Source organism: Mesorhizobium sp. BR1-1-16 (genome assembly GCF_020165495.1).
GTDB lineage: Bacteria > Pseudomonadota > Alphaproteobacteria > Rhizobiales > Kaistiaceae > Kaistia.
Genome location: NZ_JAIUIE010000001.1, coordinates 691,074 through 709,611, shown reverse-complemented (window position 1 = coordinate 709,611; position 18,538 = coordinate 691,074). Strand labels below are relative to the sequence as shown.

At 65.0% G+C, this 18,538-nt stretch carries 18 protein-coding genes, 1 tRNA gene and 1 pseudogene; 11 read left to right on the top strand and 9 right to left on the bottom strand.

Features of this window, described 5'->3' with window-relative positions; translation table 11 throughout:
• Positions 1 to 201: 201 nt before the first annotated feature.
• A tRNA-Leu gene (locus LB518_RS03435) sits at positions 202 to 286 on the bottom strand.
• 159 nt (positions 287 to 445) lie between these two features.
• Here LB518_RS03435 and lipB point away from each other — a divergent pair.
• Positions 446 to 1,171 carry a lipoyl(octanoyl) transferase LipB gene (gene lipB / locus LB518_RS03430; RefSeq protein WP_224573036.1) on the top strand — a complete coding sequence of 242 codons (726 nt, stop codon included), beginning with the start codon at positions 446 to 448 and terminating at the stop codon, positions 1,169 to 1,171.
• Between the two features lie 302 nt (positions 1,172 to 1,473).
• Here the strand turns inward: lipB and LB518_RS03425 are convergent.
• Positions 1,474 to 1,626: pseudogene (locus tag LB518_RS03425) on the bottom strand (IS5/IS1182 family transposase); the annotation flags it as partial.
• 75 nt (positions 1,627 to 1,701) lie between these two features.
• Between LB518_RS03425 and LB518_RS03420 the strand changes: the two are divergent.
• Entirely contained in the window at positions 1,702 to 2,691 is a 990-nt protein-coding gene (locus tag LB518_RS03420; RefSeq protein ID WP_224573033.1) for a glycosyltransferase family 2 protein, read from the top strand.
• 154 nt (positions 2,692 to 2,845) lie between these two features.
• Here the strand turns inward: LB518_RS03420 and LB518_RS03415 are convergent, their stop codons facing one another.
• Positions 2,846 to 3,127, bottom strand: coding sequence for an acylphosphatase (locus LB518_RS03415; protein WP_224573031.1), 282 nt, complete (start codon positions 3,125 to 3,127; stop codon positions 2,846 to 2,848).
• A 5-nt stretch (positions 3,128 to 3,132) separates the two neighbouring features.
• Complete coding sequence (locus tag LB518_RS03410; protein WP_224573029.1) at positions 3,133 to 3,798, bottom strand: HAD family hydrolase; 666 nt, start codon at positions 3,796 to 3,798, stop codon at positions 3,133 to 3,135.
• 253 nt (positions 3,799 to 4,051) lie between these two features.
• On the opposite strand from LB518_RS03410, the gene LB518_RS03405 reads away from it, so the two are divergent.
• Positions 4,052 to 5,206: a ceramide glucosyltransferase gene (locus LB518_RS03405; RefSeq protein WP_224573027.1), complete on the top strand. Its 1,155-nt coding sequence runs from the start codon at positions 4,052 to 4,054 to the stop codon at positions 5,204 to 5,206.
• Between the two features lie 31 nt (positions 5,207 to 5,237).
• Here LB518_RS03405 and LB518_RS03400 read toward each other — a convergent pair whose 3' ends face one another.
• Positions 5,238 to 7,241, bottom strand: a complete 2,004-nt coding sequence (locus LB518_RS03400) for an acetyl-CoA carboxylase biotin carboxylase subunit (protein ID WP_224573025.1) — start codon at positions 7,239 to 7,241, stop codon at positions 5,238 to 5,240.
• A gap of 231 nt (positions 7,242 to 7,472) precedes the next feature.
• Between LB518_RS03400 and LB518_RS03395 the strand changes: the two genes are divergently transcribed.
• From LB518_RS03395 to folK, 5 genes are all read left to right on the top strand, one after another.
• The gene (locus LB518_RS03395; RefSeq protein WP_224573023.1) at positions 7,473 to 8,309 is read left to right on the top strand and encodes an alpha/beta fold hydrolase; all 837 of its coding nucleotides are present in this window, start codon (positions 7,473 to 7,475) and stop codon (positions 8,307 to 8,309) included.
• A gap of 87 nt (positions 8,310 to 8,396) precedes the next feature.
• Entirely contained in the window at positions 8,397 to 8,993 is a 597-nt protein-coding gene (locus LB518_RS03390; RefSeq protein ID WP_224573021.1) for a short chain dehydrogenase, read from the top strand.
• A complete protein-coding gene (gene folP, locus LB518_RS03385; RefSeq protein ID WP_224573019.1) occupies positions 8,990 to 9,865 on the top strand; it encodes a dihydropteroate synthase in 876 nt (291 codons plus the stop codon). Before LB518_RS03390 ends, folP begins: the two co-directional genes overlap by 4 nt.
• Positions 9,847 to 10,218, top strand: a complete 372-nt coding sequence (gene folB / locus LB518_RS03380; protein WP_224573017.1) for a dihydroneopterin aldolase — start codon at positions 9,847 to 9,849, stop codon at positions 10,216 to 10,218. Before folP ends, folB begins: the two co-directional genes overlap by 19 nt.
• On the top strand, positions 10,211 to 10,729 hold the full coding sequence (folK, locus tag LB518_RS03375; RefSeq protein WP_224573015.1) for a 2-amino-4-hydroxy-6-hydroxymethyldihydropteridine diphosphokinase: 519 nt from the start codon (positions 10,211 to 10,213) through the stop codon (positions 10,727 to 10,729). The genes folB and folK overlap by 8 nt, the downstream gene beginning before the upstream one ends.
• A gap of 21 nt (positions 10,730 to 10,750) precedes the next feature.
• Here folK and LB518_RS03370 read toward each other — a convergent pair whose 3' ends face one another.
• Entirely contained in the window at positions 10,751 to 12,283 is a 1,533-nt protein-coding gene (locus LB518_RS03370; protein WP_224573013.1) for an acyl-CoA carboxylase subunit beta, read from the bottom strand.
• A 204-nt stretch (positions 12,284 to 12,487) separates the two neighbouring features.
• On the opposite strand from LB518_RS03370, the gene LB518_RS03365 reads away from it, so the two are divergent.
• Positions 12,488 to 12,898 (top strand): hypothetical protein, encoded by a 411-nt coding sequence (locus LB518_RS03365; RefSeq protein WP_224573011.1) that lies wholly within the window; start codon positions 12,488 to 12,490, stop codon positions 12,896 to 12,898.
• 27 nt (positions 12,899 to 12,925) lie between these two features.
• Here the strand turns inward: LB518_RS03365 and LB518_RS03360 are convergent, their stop codons facing one another.
• From LB518_RS03360 to crcB, 3 genes are read right to left on the bottom strand one after another with little or no spacing between them, the layout of a single operon-like run.
• Positions 12,926 to 13,699 carry an ATP12 family chaperone protein gene (locus LB518_RS03360; protein WP_224573008.1) on the bottom strand — a complete coding sequence of 258 codons (774 nt, stop codon included), beginning with the start codon at positions 13,697 to 13,699 and terminating at the stop codon, positions 12,926 to 12,928.
• Positions 13,696 to 14,697: an RluA family pseudouridine synthase gene (locus LB518_RS03355; protein ID WP_224573006.1), complete on the bottom strand. Its 1,002-nt coding sequence runs from the start codon at positions 14,695 to 14,697 to the stop codon at positions 13,696 to 13,698. Before LB518_RS03355 ends, LB518_RS03360 begins: the two co-directional genes overlap by 4 nt.
• A 35-nt stretch (positions 14,698 to 14,732) precedes the next feature.
• The gene (crcB, locus tag LB518_RS03350; protein WP_224572993.1) at positions 14,733 to 15,119 is read right to left on the bottom strand and encodes a fluoride efflux transporter CrcB; all 387 of its coding nucleotides are present in this window, start codon (positions 15,117 to 15,119) and stop codon (positions 14,733 to 14,735) included.
• Between the two features lie 223 nt (positions 15,120 to 15,342).
• Here crcB and LB518_RS03345 point away from each other — a divergent pair, with 223 nt between their 5' ends.
• Both LB518_RS03345 and LB518_RS03340 read left to right on the top strand, forming a co-directional pair.
• Positions 15,343 to 16,497: an aq_1923 C-terminal domain gene (locus LB518_RS03345; RefSeq protein ID WP_224572991.1), complete on the top strand. Its 1,155-nt coding sequence runs from the start codon at positions 15,343 to 15,345 to the stop codon at positions 16,495 to 16,497.
• A 69-nt stretch (positions 16,498 to 16,566) separates the two neighbouring features.
• Positions 16,567 to 18,534 carry an aq_1923 C-terminal domain gene (locus LB518_RS03340; protein ID WP_224572989.1) on the top strand — a complete coding sequence of 656 codons (1,968 nt, stop codon included), beginning with the start codon at positions 16,567 to 16,569 and terminating at the stop codon, positions 18,532 to 18,534.
• Positions 18,535 to 18,538: the final 4 nt, after the last annotated feature.

Here is an 18,538-nt window from a genome sequence, read left to right as displayed (position 1 = left end):
TGGATTTTTGAGGGAGGTCTCGCGTCGAGACTTAACGGTCGCGGCGGGCTGCGGCAAAGGAAAAACCGGGCGCGATGCCGCAATGCAAACGCCACGTCGCAGACTGTCGTTCCGTCGTCCTGTCCAGCGAGCGTGGCCGGACGGCAAAAACGAAAACGGCGACCCGAAGGTCGCCGTTTTCGCGAGGATTTCTTCGGGTTCTGGTGCGGTCGAGAAGACTCGAACTTCCACGCCTTGCGGCACAGCGACCTCAACGCTGCGCGTCTACCAATTCCGCCACGACCGCGGAACCCGAGCCGGCGAACCGGCGCGGCGTCGATGTAGCAAAACCCCCGGACGGTTACAAGCACGCATTCAACGGGGTTCGACAGCCATGTGGATAGTGTCGCTCCGCGGTGCTGCGATCGATGCGGAAATCGGCCGCGCGCTCGACTATATGTAGGGGATGGACGCCATCACCAAACTGAACTCGATCCCCCGCGACGCGCTCGATGCCTCGATGCTGCCGAAGGCCGGCAGCATGCCGGTCGAATGGGTGATCGCCGATGCGCCGGTCGCCTATCCGGATGCCATTGCCGAGATGGAAGCGCGCGTTGCGCTGATCGCGGCCGGCGAGGCGCCCGAGCGCGTCTGGCTCGTCGAGCATCCACCGCTCTATACGGCCGGCACCAGCGCCAAGGCAGAGGATCTGGTGGCGCCCGGCCGTTTTCCCGTCTTCGACACCGGCCGCGGCGGGCAGTACACCTATCACGGCCCCGGCCAGCGCGTGGCCTATGTCATGCTGGATTTGACACGGCGGAGACAGGATCTCCGTCTCTTCGTGGCAAGTCTCGAAAGCTGGATCATCGCGACGCTGGCGAATTTCAACGTCACCGGGGAGCGGCGCGACGACCGCGTCGGCGTCTGGGTGCGCCAGCCGGAACGCGGCATCGGTGCGGAGGCGAAGATCGCTGCGATCGGCATTCGGGTCCGCCGCTGGGTGACGTTCCATGGCATCTCGCTGAACGTCGATCCCGACCTTTCGCATTTCGACGGCATCGTGCCCTGCGGCGTGCGCGAATATGGCGTCACCAGCCTTACCGATCTCGGCCGCATCATCTCGATGGCGGAGACCGATTCGGCCCTGCGCGCCGAATTCGAAACCCTGTTCGGGCCAACGGTCGCTGTCTGAGGCCCCTCTCGGGAGTCTGCGCGGCGGCCGAGAATGTCCACCCGCCACCACCGATCAAACACGCGGCCGCTCTTCCCGATAGCCCGGTCATCGGCAATTCTCGACCTCGCCAGCCTGCCAGCCAATTGGGTATCACCTTCTCGCGGGCGAATCAGACGTCGCGGATGCTGGAGGCTTCAAGCTTCGGCGCACCGGGGCCGAGGTGCTGACGCTCAGCCTTGCCTCGCCGGCAGCCCCGGCGCGCCTCGCGACAGGTCAGGCAGGCATGCACGAGCCAGCTACCGCGAGGTCACCGCCGCGATCTACGCAGTGAGCTCATAACTTCTCATCCATTCAGGCGGACGGAAGCGAGAGCTAGGGCTGCGAGGACTTCTGGCCAGTTTGTCGTATCGCGTGGCGATGCGTCGGAAGTGTTTGAGCTTGCAAAAGAAGCCCTCGACAAGGTTGCCCTTACGGACCCGGCGCGATTTGATGCCCTACTCTCTGGGGCCGTGTCGCCCCGAGGCGTGACCGCAGGCGGGAGAGGATGAATGGCCGAGACTGACGGCGAAGCGGCTGTGCTCGTCTCCCAATCCGGGCGGTTCGATGCGGGATGGTACGGACGCCTACGCCCTCATCTCTATGGCGATGCCCAAGCGCTCGCCGACTATCTCCACCATGGCTGGCGCGCAGGTCTGGCGCCCTCCGCGCGCTTCGATCCCGCAGCCTATCGTGCGGCGAACCCGGATGTAGGTGAGGTCGATCCACTGCTACATTATGCGCGGGAGGGCCTGCTACAGGGCCGACGCCTCAAACCGGACGTCGGCGACGCGAGCGCCCGGGACGGCATCGGGATTTCCATCATCCTACCGACGCGGGACCGTGGATGGATCGTCGAAGAGGCCATTCATTCGATTCTGGTGCAAACGCATCGCCGATTCGAGCTGATCGTCGTCGACGACGGTTCGAATGATGGCACCGCGGCGCAACTGCGCGCGCGCCATGCGGGCGTGCTTGCCGAGGGGAGGATGGTGCTGATCGAGCTGCCAAAGCCGCGCGGCGTGGGTCGTGCGCGAAATGTCGGGCTGGCCGCGGCGCGCTATACCTGGATCGCCTATGTCGATTCCGATAATCTGGTTGAGCCGCATTTCCTTGAGACCTTCGCCGACGGCATTCTCTCCAATCCCGACGCCCAGTGCTTCCACGCGGTGTTTTACCATCAGGGCAGCCGGCATCATCTCGGCCGACCCTTCGACCGGGCGTTGCTGCGGGCCAGCAACTTCATCGATCTCGGCGTGTTCGTCCACCATCGCGACTGCGTGGTCCGCCATGGCGGCTTCGATGAGGCGCTGCGGAGGCTCGTGGACTGGGACCTGATCCTCTCTTACACGCGCGATGTGTCGCCGGTTTTTCTTGACGAGCAGGTGATGCTCTATCGCGAGATCGGCGGAGAGGGGCGGATTTCGTGCGCAGAATCGCTGGAGATAGCGCTGGAGGAGGTGCGAGCCAAGCACGACATAAGGCCCGAGGAATATGCGTAGCGGCGGAGCTGGAGGCCGACCCGGGCGCGCCCCACCCGAGCTGCCAGACGCCGAGCCCCATTCGTACGAAGTGAATTCCGGTTCGCGTGCAGAAAACGTGTAGCATCTAAGACCTGGAGCCTTTTCCAGAGAATGGTGATTCACCGAAAAGGCGTTAGAGACTCGGCGCGACCATGAACGGACCGTCGACATCGGACGGCTCGGCAATGAGTTCGACGGTTTCCACGCTAGCGTGGCGCGGCCCGCCGCGGCAGGCGTCCAGCATCGCAGCCACAGCGCTTTCATCGCCTGAGAACAGCGCTTCAACGCTGCCATCACGGCGGTTGCGAACCCAGCCCGAAAGATTGAGCGCCACGGCCTCCTGCTCGACAAAGGCGCGGTAGCCGACGCCCTGGACGCGCCCTGTGACGCGGACCTGTACGATTTTCCGCGCCATTGCGCTCAAAGCCCCAGTTCAGCCGTCACAGCCGGCACCAGCGCCGGCACGTCACGCACGATACGGTCTGGCGGTGTCGCTTCGAATTCCGCCTCGGAGCCATAGCCCCAGCCGACGGCGATCACCTTGATCCCATTCTTCCGTGCGCCATCGATATCGTGGCGCCGGTCGCCGATCATGACGCAGCAGTCCGGATCGATGACCTCCCTTTCAAGCACATAGGTGATGAGATCGGCCTTGTTGGCGCGGGTGCCATCGAATTCGGAGCCATGCACGCGGATGAAGAACGAGCCGAGGCCGAAATGCTCGATGATCCGCTCGCAGAACACGCGCGGCTTGGAACTCGCGACGAAGAGCTGGACACCGGCGCCCTTCAGATTGGCCAGGACTTCGGGGATGCCGTCGAACACCTTGTTCTCGTAAAGGCCGATCGGCGCATAGCGCTCGCGGTAATGAGCGAGCGCTTCCTTCGCCAGCAATGCATCGCCGCCGAGCATAGCCGCGAAGCTCGCTTCGAGCGGCGGACCGATCGCCGCCCGCAACGTAATTTCGTCGACCGGCGGGTGGCCGAGCTTGTCGATTGCGTAGAGAATCGAGCCACTGATTCCGGGATATGGATCGGTCAGCGTGCCATCCAGATCGAACAGCGCGGTCGGCGCGAAACGTGTCATCGGTTCCTTTCCCGGCAAAAAGGCGGACTTCCGTCCGGCGAAACGACACATTTGTGCGGTTTCACGGGTGGGTCTTGCACGCGGAGCAACCCTCCGTCTAGTTATTCATTGTCGTCATCAGGGCGTAACTTAGGTCAGTCACCTCCTCTGAGCCGAAGGGCCCCCTGCCCGCACGGCGGCATTGTCGGGAAGTCAGCCACGAAATGAAGCGCGCCTCGCATACCGCCAGTCGTCCCTGCCTGCGGTCACAACCATGACCGCCGATCTCATCACTGCCCTCATCTGGTTCACGGCAGCGTTTGCCGTGGTCACCGCAGGCGTCCACTTCATCAGCATCCTGGTGGTGACGCTGCGCGGACGCATTGCCGTCAGGCGCATCCCGGCCAAGCTGCCGGCGCACCCCCCGGTCTCGATCCTCCGGCCCGTCTGCGGGCTCGAGAATTCCATCGAGGAAACGCTGCGGTCCGGCTTCACGGTCGACTATCCCGAATTCGAGATGATCTTCTGTGTCGCCAAGGACGATGATCCGGTCATCCCGCTCGTGCAGCGGATCATCGCGGAAAATACACGCATCCCGGCGCGCCTCCTGATCGGCGATGATCGCATCAGCATCAACCCGAAGCTGAACAACCTCGTCAAAGGCTGGAAAGCCGCCCGGCACGACTGGATCGTGATGGCCGACAGCAATGTGCTGATGCCGACGGATTATCTCGCCCGCATGCTCGACCGCTGGGTGCCCGGCACCGGGCTCGTCTGTTCGCCGCCGCTCGGCAGTGCGCCGGACGGCGCCTTCGGCGAGATCGAATGCGCGTTCCTCAACACGTTCCAAGCGCGCTGGCAGCTCTTTTCCGATGCGATCGGCAACGGCTTCGCGCAGGGCAAATCGATGCTGTGGCGCCGCGAAAATCTCGACCGCCATGGCTCGATCGAGGCGCTCGCGGCCGACCCGGCCGAAGATGCGGCCTCGACCAAGGTCATCCGCCGGGCCGGGCTCGATGTCCATCTCGTCCATCTGCCTTTCCCGCAGCCAATCGGCCGCAGGACGCTGAAGGCCGTTTGGAGCCGGCAGTTGCGCTGGGCGCGCCTCCGCCGTGTGACCTTTCCGGTGTTCTTCTGCGCGGAGCTGGTGGTGGGCGGTCTCTTCCCCATCCTCGCCATGGTGTTCCTCGCAGCCGTCGGCGCGGTGCCCGACTGGACGGTCGCGGCCTTTGCCTTCGCCTGGTATGGCGCGGAGGTGCTGATGGCGATCGGGCTCGGCTGGCGGGCGGGCGTGCGACCGACTCTGGCGCTCGTCGTGCGGGATCTCCTGCTGCCCGCGCTTTGGCTGGCGGCCGTTTCCGGCAGCGGCTTCGAGTGGCGCGGCAACCAGATGAACGTCAAGAAGGACAGCCTGCTCGCCGCCGAATAGGCGCTGGGCCCGAGATCGATCGCGCGGCCTGTCAGGCGAAGCGCATGATCTCGGCGTCGACAGCGAGGCTGTCGCCCGGCTTAACCTTGATGGCCGCCACGACGAGATCGCGCTCGGCGCGCAGAATGTTCTCCATCTTCATCGCTTCGACGATCGCCAGGGTCTCGCCCGCCTTGACGGCCTGGCCTTCGGTAACGGCGATCGACAGCACCAGTCCCGGCATCGGGCAGAGCAGCGTCTTCGAGGTATCGGCGAGGCGCTTTTCCGGCATCAGGGCATCGAGCGCCGCGACACGGGGGCTCATGGCACGCGCCAGCACCTCGATGCCACGATGAGCGAGCCGCCAGCCGCTGCCGTCCCGCGCCACCTGAATGGTGGTTGCGCGGCCGTCGACACGCCCCGACCAAAGACGGTCGCCGGGAGCCCAGGCGGCGTTCACGACGATGTCCCGGCCGGTCTTGGTGGTGAAGGCCTGGCCTGTGCCGGCGCCTTCGCCCAGCGTCAGCGCGACATCTGTGCCGCCGATGCGGACGATCCAGTCGCGGCGCGGGGCGACGGCACCGGGACGCAGCCGGCCCGGAAGGGTTGCCAGTCGCGCAGCAGCAGCGATCTCCATCGACGCGGCGACAGAGGCAAGTTCCTCGAGGACTTCCGGATCCGGGACGACACCCGTAAAGCCACCCGGAAATTCATCGGCAATGAAGGCGGTCGAGAGATCGCCTGCCTGCCAGCGCGGATGCGCCATCAGCGCAGCGAGGAACGGCACATTGTCGCGAATGCCGTCGAGTTCGAAAGCGTCGAGCGCGTCGGACATGGCATCGATCGCCGCCTGCCGCGTCGGGGCGTGGGTCACGAGCTTGGCGATCATCGGGTCGTAGTGGATCGAGATCTCCGATCCCTCGACGACGCCGGTGTCGTTGCGAATGGTGACGCCGCCCTTCGTCGCTTCAGCCGGCGGCCGGTAGCGCGTCAGCCGGCCGATCGAGGGCATGAATTCGCGATAGGGATCCTCGGCGTAGATGCGGCTTTCGATCGCCCATCCATCGAGGCGGACGTCCTCCTGCGTCATGCGCAGCGGTTCCCCGGCGGCAACGCGAATCATCTCCTCGACGAGATCGAGGCCGGTGACGAGCTCCGTCACCGGATGCTCGACTTGCAGGCGAGTGTTCATTTCCAGGAAGAAGAAGCTGCGGTCCTGACCGGCGACGAACTCGACCGTGCCGACGGAATCATAGCCGACGGCGCGGGCGAGCGCGGCAGCCTGCTCGCCCATCGCGCGGCGCGTCGCTTCATCGAGCAGCGGCGACGGCGCTTCCTCGATCACCTTCTGGTTACGCCGCTGGATCGAGCATTCGCGCTCGCCGAGATAGACGACGTTTCCATGCTTGTCGGCGAGAAGCTGGATCTCGACATGGCGCGGCTCTGTGATGAACTTCTCGATGAAGACGCGATCGTCGCCAAAGGAAGACCGCGCCTCGGAGGTCGCGGCCCGAAAACCCTCGCGCACGGCAGCCTCGTCGGCAGCGATGCGCATCCCCTTGCCCCCGCCGCCGGCAGATGCCTTGATCATGACGGGAAAGCCGATGTCGCGGGCAATCCGGACGGCCTCCGCGTCGTCGGCGATGACACCGAGATGGCCGGGAACCGTGGACACGCCAGCAGCGGCTGCAACGCGCTTTGATTCGATCTTGTCGCCCATCGCCGCCATCGCGCGGGCATTGGGGCCGATGAACGCTATCCCGGCAGCGGCGAGCGCCTCGGGAAAGGCCGGACGTTCCGACAGGAAGCCGTAGCCTGGATGCACAGCCTCGGCGCCGCTCAGCCGCGCGGCTTCGACGATCCGCTCGATGACGAGATAGGACTGGCTGGCGGCGGCCGGGCCGATCGCGACGGCCTCGTCGGCCATCTCGACATGCAGAGCGTCCCGATCGGCCTCTGAATAGACCGCGACGGTTCGGATCCCGAGGCGCCGCGCAGTGCGGATCACGCGGCAGGCAATCTCGCCGCGGTTGGCAATCAGGATCTTGCCGAACATTCCCTACCCCGCATCGCCGAAGCCGTTGTCTTCCAGCTTCTCCTTCACATCTTCTAGGGCGGGCCAGCCGCAGCCGCAATCCGGGGTCCGGGCCGCTCTGCCATTTCGAGGCCTCGATTGTTCTGATAAACTGAAGCTTGGGCGCGACGACCTTGGGGCTGGCGTTGCGTTCCTTCCGCGCCCGGGACATGAACGTGTCCGGGCGTGGTTCATTTTTGGAGTGTGCCGCAGATGGCCCCGGTCAGCCGCATCCTGGTTTCAGCGCTCGCGATGGCGATCCTTGCCATGCCGATGGCGGAGCTTGGCTATGTCGGCGCGATGCCGATCCATCAGTCATTGCTGCCGAAGCCTGACCATGCGGGCTTCGCAGCGGTCAACGGCGTCAAGATCTGGTACGGCATCTACAACCCCAAGGGGCCGGATCCAGTCATCCTGCTGCATGGCGGACTTGGCAGTTCCGTAGACTGGCGCAACCAGATTCCGGCGCTCGTGGGCAAGCACAAGGTGATCGTCGCCGACAGCCGCGGCCAAGGGCGCAGCACGCGTGCCGGCCAGCCGATCAGCTATGACCTCATGATGGGCGATGTGCTGGCGCTGATGGACCACCTGAAGATCAAGAAGGCGGCCTTTGCCGGCTGGAGCGACGGCGGCATCATCGCGCTCGACATCGCCATTCATCATCCCGACCGGATCAGCAAGCTGTTCACCTATGGCGCCAACTTCAATCCCGATGGGCTCTTCCCCGATCCCGGCGCAACGATGATGTCCAACCTCCGAATCCGGGTGGCCAGCCTCGTCGACGAGCATGCTGAGACAGTCCGGGATGTGACCGAGATGTGGAACGAGGAGCCGGACTTCACGCCCGAGGAGCTTGGCAGCATCCATATCCCGACCATGATCGCCGATGGCGCCCATGAAGAGGCGATCAAGCCCGAGCATACGCGCGAACTCGCCGAGATGATTCCGGGGGCGGAACTCGCGATCCTGCCGAATGTCGGTCATTCGGGCCTGCTTGAAGATCCGGCCGACTTCAACAAGCTGCTGGTCGGCTTTCTCGACGGTTCCTGACCGCCGCAGCTTCGACTACTACCATCCGTCCGTAGAGCTCGGCACACATGTCTGCCGGGCGATGGACACAATGACGGAGCTCCCACCATGAAGATCCTTCTCGTCGGTGCCTCGGGCGTTCTCGGCACGGCCGTGGCGCAGGAACTCGGCGCGCGCCATGAGATCATTCGCGCCGGCCGCAGCGGCGCAGACGTCGCGCTCGACATCACCGACGCCAACGCGATTCGCGCCGCGTTTGAGAAGATCGGCACCGTCGATGCCGTCGTGTCGGCAGCCGGCAAGGTGAAATTCGCGCCTCTGGCCCAGATGTCCTCCGAGGATTACGGCATCGGCATCGCCGACAAGCTGATGGGCCAGGTCAATCTGGTGCTCATCGGCCAGCGATTCCTTTCCGAGCGCGGCTCCTTCACGCTGACGAGCGGCGTGCTCTCGCATGATCCGATTGTCGCAGGCTCCTCGGCGTCAATGGTGAACGGCGCCATCGACAGCTTCGTCCGCGCCGCCGCGATCGAATTGATGCCGCAGCGCATCAACGCCGTCAGCCCCGGTGTGCTGACCGAATCCATGGCCGGCTATGGGCCGTTCTTCCGCGGCCATGAGCCAGTGCCGGCGGCGCGCGCAGCGCTTGCCTTCTCGAAGAGCGTCGAGGGCGCCCTCACCGGCCAGATCTTCTCGGTCCTTTGACTTCGCTCCTGCCTGCGGTCTCGATCGACCGCCTTGATCGCGCGACAACAGGGCGCACGCTGATCATGGGCGTCGTCAATGTGACGCCCGACAGCTTTTCTGACGGCGGTGATCATTTTGCGCTCGAGGCCGCCATTGCCGGCGGGAGACGGTTGGCGGCTGAAGGGGCCGACATCCTCGATATCGGCGGCGAATCGACCCGCCCCGGTGCGACACCCATCGACGCAGCGACTGAACTCGGCCGCGTGCTGCCGGTGATCACGGCGCTGGCCGGCGGCGATGCGCTGCTCTCGATCGATACCTACAAGGCAGAGGTAGCGGAGACCGCGCTCAAGGCGGGCGTGCGCATCGTCAATGACGTGACCGGGCTCCGGCGCGATCCCGATATCGCGGCGGTCGCCGCGGCGCATGACGCGGCGCTGGTGATCGGGCACTGGGAGCCGGAGGCTCACTATGAGGCGTACACGCTGATCGACGCGCTTCTGCGCTTCTTCGATGCGTCGATCCGCATGGCGCGGACAGCAGGCGTCGCGGACAGGCGGATCGTGCTCGATCCCGGTATCGGCTTCGGCAAGAATCGCAGCGAAGAAAATCTCGCCGTCCTCGCGGGACTCGACCGGATCGTGGCGCTCGGCTATCCCGTGCTGGTCGGCGCATCGCGCAAGCGCTTCATTGGCGCCCTGACCGGGCGCCCGCCGAAGGAGCGGCTGGCCGGATCACTCGCCGCTCATATCCTCGCCGCGACACGCGGCGCCTCGATTATCCGCGCCCATGACGTTGCGGCGCATCGCGAGGGGCTCGCGGTCGCGGACGCCATCCTAGCATCTGGTATCCAGGAGACGACTGAAGAACGATGGCCGACCGCATCCTGATCAGCGACCTGCGCTACTTCGCCTTCCACGGGCTGTTGCCCGAGGAGACGACGCTCGGCCAGCGCTTCCGCATCGACGTCGCCTGCGAGCTCGATCTGTCCGAAGCCGGCACCAGCGACGACATGACGAAATCGGTCCACTACGGTCATTTGATCGCGTCCATCGAGCGCGTTGTCACCACGCGTCGCTTCAAGTTGATTGAAGCGCTGGCCGAGGCAATCGCAGCCGAAATCTTCGCGGATTTTGCACGGGTCGAGTCCGTCTCGGTGACGGTCACAAAACCGGAAGCGCCGGTCCCCTCGGCAACGGGCATCGTCGCGGTGCAGATCGAGCGGAGGCGGCCTCGTGGTTGAGGCCTTTCTCGGGCTCGGCAGCAATCTTGGCGACCGGCACACGCTGCTGCAAGCGGCGGTCGACGCGCTGGCGGCCGCAGATGGCGTCATGATCCGCGCCGCATCGCCGATCTACGAGACGCCGCCCTGGGGTCCCGTCCCGCAGGGGCCGTATCTCAATGCCTGCCTTGCGGTGGAGACCAGCCTCCCCGCGCGAGCGCTGCTCGATCTCAGCCTCGCGATCGAACGCGAGCACGGACGCGAGCGCGCGATCCGCTGGGGTCCGCGAACGCTCGATATCGATCTCCTCGCCTATGGCGACGTCGCGATCGGCGAGCCGGGGCTGGTGGTTCCGCATCCGCGCATGAGCGAGCGCGCCTTCGTATTGGTGCCACTCGCCGATATCGCGCCTCGGCTCGTCATCGCGGGCGAGCCGATCGGCGCATGGCTCGACATGCTCGACACAAGCACCATCATCCCGCGAAGCGATCTGGCCCCGCTGACGACACCAGGCCGCGACCGCGCGGCCTGATCCGCTTTTGGAATCAGCCCGCTACAACGGAATGTTGTCGTGCTTCTTCCAGGGGTTCTCGAGGCTTTTGCCGCGCAGCAGGCGGAGCGCGGCGGCGATGCGGCGGCGGGTCGAGTGCGGCATGATCACCTCATCGATATAGCCGCGCTCGGCCGCGATGAAGGGTGACAGGAAGCGGTCCTCATATTCCTTCGTCCGGGCCGCCAGCGCATCGGCGTCGCCGTTCGACGCACGGAAGATGATCTCGACGGCGCCCTTCGCCCCCATGACGGCGATCTGCGCCGATGGCCAGGCATAGTTGACGTCTCCCCGCAAGTGCTTGGACGCCATGACGTCATAGGCGCCGCCGTAGGCCTTGCGGGTGATGACGGTGATTTTCGGCACGGTCGCTTCGCCATAGGCGAACAGCAGTTTGGCGCCGTGCTTGATCAGGCCGCCATATTCCTGCGCCGTGCCCGGCAGGAAGCCGGCCACGTCGACAAAGGTGACGAGCGGGATCGAGAAGGCGTCGCAGAAGCGCACGAACCGCGCCGCCTTGCGCGAGGCGTCGCTGTCGAGAACGCCGGCCAGGACCATCGGCTGGTTGGCAACGAAGCCGACCGTTCGCCCCTCGATGCGGCCAAGGCCAGTGACGATGTTCTTCGCGAAGGCCGCTTGGATCTCGAAGAAGTCGGCCTCGTCGACGACCTTCAGGATCAATTCCTTGATGTCGTAGGGCTTGTTCGGATTGTCAGGAACGAGTGTATCGAGCGACATCTCGATCCGATCCGCCGGATCGGCCGTTTCGATCTCGGGCAGCGGCGCGCGATTGTTCATCGGCAGCAGATCGACGAGCCGGCGCATCGCGACGAGCGCCTCGACATCGTTGTCATAGGCGCCGTCGGCGATCGAGGAGCGCGTCGTGTGCACGCTCGCACCGCCGAGCTCTTCGGCGGTTACGGTCTCGTTGGTGACCGTCTTCACCACGTCCGGCCCTGTGACGAACATGTAGCTTGAATGGCGAACCATGAAGATGAAGTCGGTCATCGCCGGGGAATAGACGTCGCCGCCCGCGCAAGGGCCCATGATGACCGAAATCTGCGGAATGACGCCGGAGGCGAGCACGTTGCGCTGGAACACCTCGCCATAGCCGCCGAGCGCCGCAACGCCTTCCTGGATCCGAGCGCCGCCGGCATCGAACAGGCCGATGATCGGCGCGCCGTTTTTCAGCGCCATGTCCTGAAGCTTGGTGATCTTCTCGGCATGCGCCTCAGACAGGGAGCCGCCGAAGACGGTGAAATCCTTGGCGAAGACGAAGATCGGGCGGCCGTTTACCGTGCCCCAGCCGGTGACGACGCCATCGCCGGCGATCTTGGTCTTCTCCATGCCGAAATCGATCGCCCGGTGCTGGACGAACATGCCGAACTCCTCGAAGGAGCCCTCGTCGAGCAGGATCTCGATGCGTTCGCGCGCCGTCAGCTTCGATTTGGCGTGCTGGGCGGCAATGCGCTTCTCGCCGCCGCCAAGCCGCGCCCCGGCGCGACGGACCGCGAGTTCCTCAAGGATATGCTTCACCGCCTCGCCCTCCCCGCATGTCAACCGAAGGCGAGTTATAGCGCCTCACGCGACTCTTGAAACGGGCACTGGTGGCGAGACTTTCGAGGAGCGCGACGAGCCGATCGCTCGAAGTTTCGTACCCGCGGCAAGACAATGGCAATGGATGCACGCTAGGCTTGTGTGCGACGATCCCGTCGTCCGAAAATTCAGTGGAACAGACCCATGACCTCGCTCCGCCGGTTCGTCCTCGTCGCCCTCCCGGCGGCCGCGCTCGCAGCGGTCGCGGGCCACGCCGCGGCCGAGCCGATCTCCGGCAGTTGGAGCGGGTCGTTCAAGCAGTCGACCCAGCCCGAGTCCTACGCGATCGCGATCGATTTCTCCCGCGAGCCGGCCACCGTCGACTATGCCGACCAGTCCTGCGGCGGGACCCTGGAAAAGGTCGGCGAGAAAGGCGACACCAGCTTCTATGTCGAGACGATAACCCGCGGCGGTATCGATCCGGCAACTGGCCATGGCTGCATCAACGGCGATGTCACGCTGATCCGTTCCGGCGACAAGCTCGTGTGGGGCTGGATCGGCGAGCACAAAGGGCAGCCGCTGTCGGCGACAGCAACGCTCGAGAAGGCGAAATAGCGCCCCTGCCCGCTCTGGCCGCCCGGCTCAATCCCGTCCGAGCACCAGAGCGGCGGCCTGAAACTCCCGCCAGCGCGCCTCTCGACGCGCTGTTGCCTCATCGTCCTCGCCCCAAAGGCTGATCTCGAAATCCTCGTCGACATGCGCTGCCGCCCAAGCTTCGGCGGCGGTCAGACGACCATGCAGCACGGCGAGGGTCAGGATCGCCGAGCCGGTGAGCGTATTGATCGTGCTCAGCCCCGCAAGCTGCAGCATGTCGGGTGCACCGAGGGCCTTGTCGACGGCCGCGATCGTCTCGGGAAACTGCGCGACATGGACGATGCCCTCGGCGAGCAGGAAACGCGCGCCTAAGCGCTCATGCATCCAGTCGATCAGCGGGTTCCAGGCGGCGTCCTGCAACGCGACCAGCCGCTCGGGGGCGTCGGCGCGATAGCAGAGGAGATCGGTGCCGGCATAGTTGAGGATTTCCGCCCGCACGGCATCGGCGTTTCGCGCGACACCATCGATCGCGGAATTGACGAGCCGGGTCACCGGCATGGTGGCGGGATCGATGAGCGTGCCCTGCGCCGCCCATTCCGCGACGATGGCAGCGGCAATGCGCTCCTCGGCAACGGCCAGCGTGGCCTTGGCAGGCGTCTTCACCGTTCGGCCGTCGAGATGGATCACATAGGTGCCATCCGCGCCGCGCGCATGCGTGGCAACCTCATAGAACCGCTTCGGCAACGCCCTGCCACTCTCGGCCGATCGCATCGGGTCGCGGGGTTCGTGGCCCTCCGGGCCGATGTCGAACAGATCGCTCATTCTTCGTCCGGCTCCGCCTCCCCGCCGAGATCGGTATCGAAACCGAGCAGGTTCCAGCTCTGCACCATATGCGGTGGCAGCGGCGCGGTGACATCGAGCGTGCCGCCGGCCGGATGCGGGATCACGATACGGCGCGCGTGCAGGTGCAGCTTGTTCTGCAAGCCACCCGGAAAGGACCAGTTGGTGTCGGCCTCGAAATATTTCGGGTCTCCGATGATCGGATGACCGATATGGGCGGCGTGCGCGCGGAGCTGGTGCGTCCGGCCCGTGACGGGGCGCATCGTCAGCCAGGCCAGCGCCGGGCCGGCATTGTCGACCACCGAATAAAGCGAGACGGCATGGCTGGCATCGTCGTCGCCATGGCGGGCAACCTTCATCTTTTCGCCCGTTGGGCCGCCATCCTTGGCGAGCCAGGTCGAGACACGGCCCTGCGGCGGGCGCGGCACGCCCTTCACCAGCGCCCAATAGATCTTGCGCGTGGCGCGGGCGCGGAAGCTGCCGGCGAGCTTCGAGGCTGCGAGGCGGGTGCGGGCAACGACGAGGACGCCAGTCGTCTCGCGATCAAGGCGATGGACAAGGCGCGGCTTCTGGCCCTTGGTGTCGCGCAGCGCCTCGAGCATGGCGTCGACATGGGTCGAGAGGCCCGAGCCGCCCTGTACGGCGAGACCCTGCGGCTTGTTGAAGACAAAGACGTGATCGTCTTCATAGAGGCACATCGCCATCAACTCGTCGGCGGCGCTGCCGCGCGCACCGGCAGGCCGGGCGACATGCGGGCTGCCGCCGGCGTCATCGACGCCAAGAGGCGGGATGCGGATGGTCTGGCCGGGATGCACGCGGTCATTCGTCTTGGCGCGGCCGCCATCAACGCGGACCTGGCCGGAGCGCAACAGCTTCTGCAGATGGCCGAATGAAAGGCCGGGATAATGATCCTTGAACCAGCGGTCGAGGCGCATGTCGGCCTCGTCTGATGCCACTGTCTTGGTGACGACGGTCGCCATGATCGGGAGTGTCCTTCTTCTGAAGGCGCCTCATATCATCCGGCAAGCGCTCTGACGAGCGCCAGCCCGCCGGCGAGCCCGGCGAGGCCGAGCACAAGCGAGCCGCCGACATAGAGGGCGGCAGCCATCGGCGCGCCCCGCTCCCAGAGATAGATGGCATCGAGCGAGAAAGTCGAGAAGGTGGTGAAGCCGCCGAGGACGCCGGTTGTGAGGAAGATGCGCAACTCCTGCGTGCCGCCCGGACCCGGCCTCAGGACGAACCAGGCAGCGATGACACCCATCAGGAATGAGCCGAGAATATTGACGGCCATCGTTGCCCAGGGGAAATCAAAACTGAAAAGCCGGGATGCCTGGACGCCGATCGTGTACCGGACGACGCCGCCGATTCCGGCGCCGATGAAGACGAGGGCTGCGAGAAGCATGGGAGGTTTCCGGGAGCAATGAGGAGGCCGACCGTCATCATAGGACGGCGGGGTTGTTCGGAAACCCCCCGCGACCCGCGACACGAGGAACCGCCCGTCGCATAACGTCTTCACTACATGCGGGCACTGTTCTTGCTCTCGCCATGAACTTGTTTACAAAATGCCGGCCGGACGTGCATCGGCGGCGTCGCCGGCGCCAAGAAACCGTTCCCTGGAGGACATAATGAGAGTCTCGATTTCAGGCCGAGCCGCCGCACGCGGCCTGGTGCTCGTCTCAGCCCTTCTCATGACGACCACGGCCTTCGCCGCGTCCGATGCCAAGAAGGTCGCCGACGACATCGTCGCGGCCCTGCAGGCCAAGGGCGGCGCCAAGGCGACCTATGGTTCGGCCGGTGCCAGCGGCGACATCGTCACCATCACCGATTTCAAGGTGACGTCGCCGAAGGATGGCGAGGTCACCATCCCCTCGCTCGTCGTCACCTCGCCGACCGACCGTCAGCCGGGCGGCTTCACGGCGACGTCGATCGCCTTTGACAGCGGCCTTTTCGTCAAGGGCGACAACACCGCCAAATGGACCACCGGCATCGTGAATGATGCGGTCGTGCCCGCGCCGTCCGAAGTCGATTCCAAGGCGAAATTCACGCCCTTCACGCATTTCGGCATCGGCGCCATTTCGGCGACGAACAAGAAGGATCAGCCGGAGCCGGTCACGATCGACAACGTCTCGATGGACCTCGCCAATGTCGTCGACGGCACCGCGAACGACGTCAAGCTGCAGATCAGCGGCATCGCTGTGCCGCAGGCGGTGATCGCCACCGAGGCGCAGGCCAAGGCCACGCTTGATCAGCTCGGCTATACGAGCCTGCTGATCAACGTGAACATTGACGGTGGCTACGACCCGACCAAGGAATCGGCGACGATCCGAAAGATCGAGATCGACAGCAAGGACATGGGCAAGCTGACGATCACCGGCAGCTTTGGCGGGCTGACCCGCGACAAGTTGCAGAGTTCGGATGCGGTCAACAATGTCGCCTCGACCGCGACGCTTGAAAACGCCTCCGTGCGCTTCGACAATGCCGGCATTGCCGAGAAGATTCTCGAAATGCAGGCGAAGTCGATGGGCACCACCCGCGACAGCCTCGCGATGATGCTGCCGGCGGCGCTGCCGCTCGCTTTCGGCCAGCTCAACATCACCGATGAGCCCTTCCAGAAGAAGACCGTCGATGCAGTGACGGCCTTCCTGAAGGATCCGAAGTCCTTCACCGTCACGCTGAACCCACCGACCCCGGTGCCGCTCGAATCGCTCGGCCATCAGGCGATGTCTTCGCCGTCCTCGATCCCGGGGCTCCTGGCGATCGACGTCCAGGCCAACAACTAGACCGCATGACGCCCGGCTTCGGCCGGGCGTCATCTTTCCAAGCCCATCTGAGCGAAAGAGCGCCGCCCCATGCCCGGCACGACCCTCCGCAACCGCATTGTCGCCGCCTGCTTCGGCACGGCGCTGCTGGTTTCCGTCTCGCCGGCTTCGGCAGCGGAGCCGGTGGAGACCGCGATCCGAAGCTGGATCTCGGCGCTCGACGCCTCGCCGAACTGGGTAGCCGGCTTCGATACGCTCACCTATGACGACGCATCACGCACCGCGACGCTGAAGAACCTGACCATCCGCAGCGAGACGCTTTCGACAAAGATCGAGGTGTCATTCGGCAGCATCGCCATCACCGGCTATGGCGACACCGCCGATGGCGGCTTCACGGTCGTCGCGCTCAAGGCCGATGATAGCCGCGTCGTGATCGGGACGGTCAGCGACACCAAGCTGAAGTCGATCTCGGCGGACAGCGTGACGGTGCCAAGCTTTGCCAGCTACGTCTTCGACCCGCAGAAGATGTTCACCTCGATCGTCAAGGCCTACGCCATTGTGGCGCAGACTTCGATCGCCTCGCTGAAGATCGACGACGTCGATTCAAGCCAGACCTTCGAAGGCCAGACCTCTCATGCGACCTATGGCGGCTTCGAGCTTGCCAATATGTCGAAGGGCATGATCGAGCGGATGTCCATGGGGCCGTTCAAGCAGGAATCGCCCTCCCCGGATGGTCTTTTGACCATGCGAGCCGACAAGCTCGAAGCGCTCAAGATGGACCTGAACGCCGTCGTGGACGTCTTCGATGCCGATCGCTATGTCGGCGGCGTCGGCGACTGGAAATGGCGGACGGCGCTTGCGCTCGAGACCTATACGAATTTCTCGATGGAAATCCCGGGCGGGCAGTTCCGCGTTGGTTCGGTTGAGCTGGAGAAGCTCAACCTGCGACAGCCGCCGCAGAGCTTCTCCTCCTTTTTCGATGAACTCCTCGCCAATCCCAATATGGATGAGGCGGCGCTCGGCAAGTTGACGGCTGATTACCTGCCGCAGATGTTCTATGCCTTCGGCATCGGCGCCTTCCGTTTCACCGATCTCGATGTGATGGCGCCCGATGTGCAGCGCTTCCATCTCGGCGATTTCCACCTCACGGATTTCTCGAGTGATGGTCTTGGCGAATTCGGGATCGGCGATCTGGACGTTGCCGCCGACAAGACCTCGATCGGTGCCGAGCGGCTGGCCTTCGGCGGAATGACCTTCCCGTCCCTTGACCGCATTTCGGCGGCGGCGCGGGCCGGCCAGTCCGGCCTTGAGGCCGATCCGCTGTCGCTCATCCCGACGCTCGGCTTCGGCGAGGCCGTCAATGTGAGCGTGGTCCAGGATGGCAAGGCGATCGGCGCGCTCGATCGCGGCCGCATTGATCTCACCGATTATGTCGGCCCCGTGCCCACCACGATCGGGCTCGATCTGCGCGGCATCAATCTGGACCTGTCGCAGGTGACAGACCCAAGGGCCCGCGAGATGATCGCCGGCCTCGGCTATGACCGGCTGCTGGCCGATTACGGCTTCAAGCTGAACTGGCGCGAGGCGGATGAGAGCCTGTCTCTCAGCGACTTCCGCCTGACGGTCAAGGATGTCGGATCACTCGTTGCCGATGTCACGCTGACCGGCCTCAAGCGCTCGACGATCGAAGACCCGCGGATGCTGGAAAGCGCTTTGCCGAACCTCTTGTTCTCGCGCGGCAAGGTCGTCGTGAAAGATAGCTCGGTGGTCGACCGCGCGGTCGCCATGCAGGCGAAGAAGAAGAACCAGACGCCGGAGAAATTCCGCGAGGATCTCGCGGGCGCCATGCCGTTCACGCTGATGCTGGTGCTGAAGAACCCGGGCTTCCAGGCGAAGCTCGCGCCGGCCCTGCAGGCCTTCATCCGCACACCGGGCACCATGACGCTCACAGCCGCGCCTGCGACGCCGGTGCCGCTGCTCGCGATCCTCGCCGCCGCGCAGGAGGATCCGCGCAAACTGCCGGATCTCCTGTCGGTAGACGTCAAGACGGGCGACTGATCGC

What these genes read in the sequence shown, in the direction of transcription:
- LB518_RS03365 (WP_224573011.1), top strand. Translation starts at nt 12,488, where the DNA reads ATGACCTCGCTCCGCCGGTTCGTCCTCGTCGCCCTCCCGGCGGCCGCG.
- LB518_RS03345 (WP_224572991.1), top strand. Translation starts at nt 15,343, where the DNA reads ATGAGAGTCTCGATTTCAGGCCGAGCCGCCGCACGCGGCCTGGTGCTC.
- LB518_RS03400 (WP_224573025.1), bottom strand. Translation starts at nt 7,241, where the DNA reads ATGTTCGGCAAGATCCTGATTGCCAACCGCGGCGAGATTGCCTGCCGC.
- lipB (WP_224573036.1), top strand. Translation starts at nt 446, where the DNA reads ATGGACGCCATCACCAAACTGAACTCGATCCCCCGCGACGCGCTCGAT.
- LB518_RS03410 (WP_224573029.1), bottom strand. Translation starts at nt 3,798, where the DNA reads ATGACACGTTTCGCGCCGACCGCGCTGTTCGATCTGGATGGCACGCTG.
- LB518_RS03355 (WP_224573006.1), bottom strand. Translation starts at nt 14,697, where the DNA reads ATGGCGACCGTCGTCACCAAGACAGTGGCATCAGACGAGGCCGACATG.
- LB518_RS03340 (WP_224572989.1), top strand. Translation starts at nt 16,567, where the DNA reads ATGCCCGGCACGACCCTCCGCAACCGCATTGTCGCCGCCTGCTTCGGC.
- LB518_RS03405 (WP_224573027.1), top strand. Translation starts at nt 4,052, where the DNA reads ATGACCGCCGATCTCATCACTGCCCTCATCTGGTTCACGGCAGCGTTT.
- LB518_RS03360 (WP_224573008.1), bottom strand. Translation starts at nt 13,699, where the DNA reads ATGAGCGATCTGTTCGACATCGGCCCGGAGGGCCACGAACCCCGCGAC.
- LB518_RS03420 (WP_224573033.1), top strand. Translation starts at nt 1,702, where the DNA reads ATGGCCGAGACTGACGGCGAAGCGGCTGTGCTCGTCTCCCAATCCGGG.
- crcB (WP_224572993.1), bottom strand. Translation starts at nt 15,119, where the DNA reads ATGCTTCTCGCAGCCCTCGTCTTCATCGGCGCCGGAATCGGCGGCGTC.
- LB518_RS03395 (WP_224573023.1), top strand. Translation starts at nt 7,473, where the DNA reads ATGGCCCCGGTCAGCCGCATCCTGGTTTCAGCGCTCGCGATGGCGATC.
- folB (WP_224573017.1), top strand. Translation starts at nt 9,847, where the DNA reads ATGGCCGACCGCATCCTGATCAGCGACCTGCGCTACTTCGCCTTCCAC.
- LB518_RS03415 (WP_224573031.1), bottom strand. Translation starts at nt 3,127, where the DNA reads ATGGCGCGGAAAATCGTACAGGTCCGCGTCACAGGGCGCGTCCAGGGC.
- LB518_RS03390 (WP_224573021.1), top strand. Translation starts at nt 8,397, where the DNA reads ATGAAGATCCTTCTCGTCGGTGCCTCGGGCGTTCTCGGCACGGCCGTG.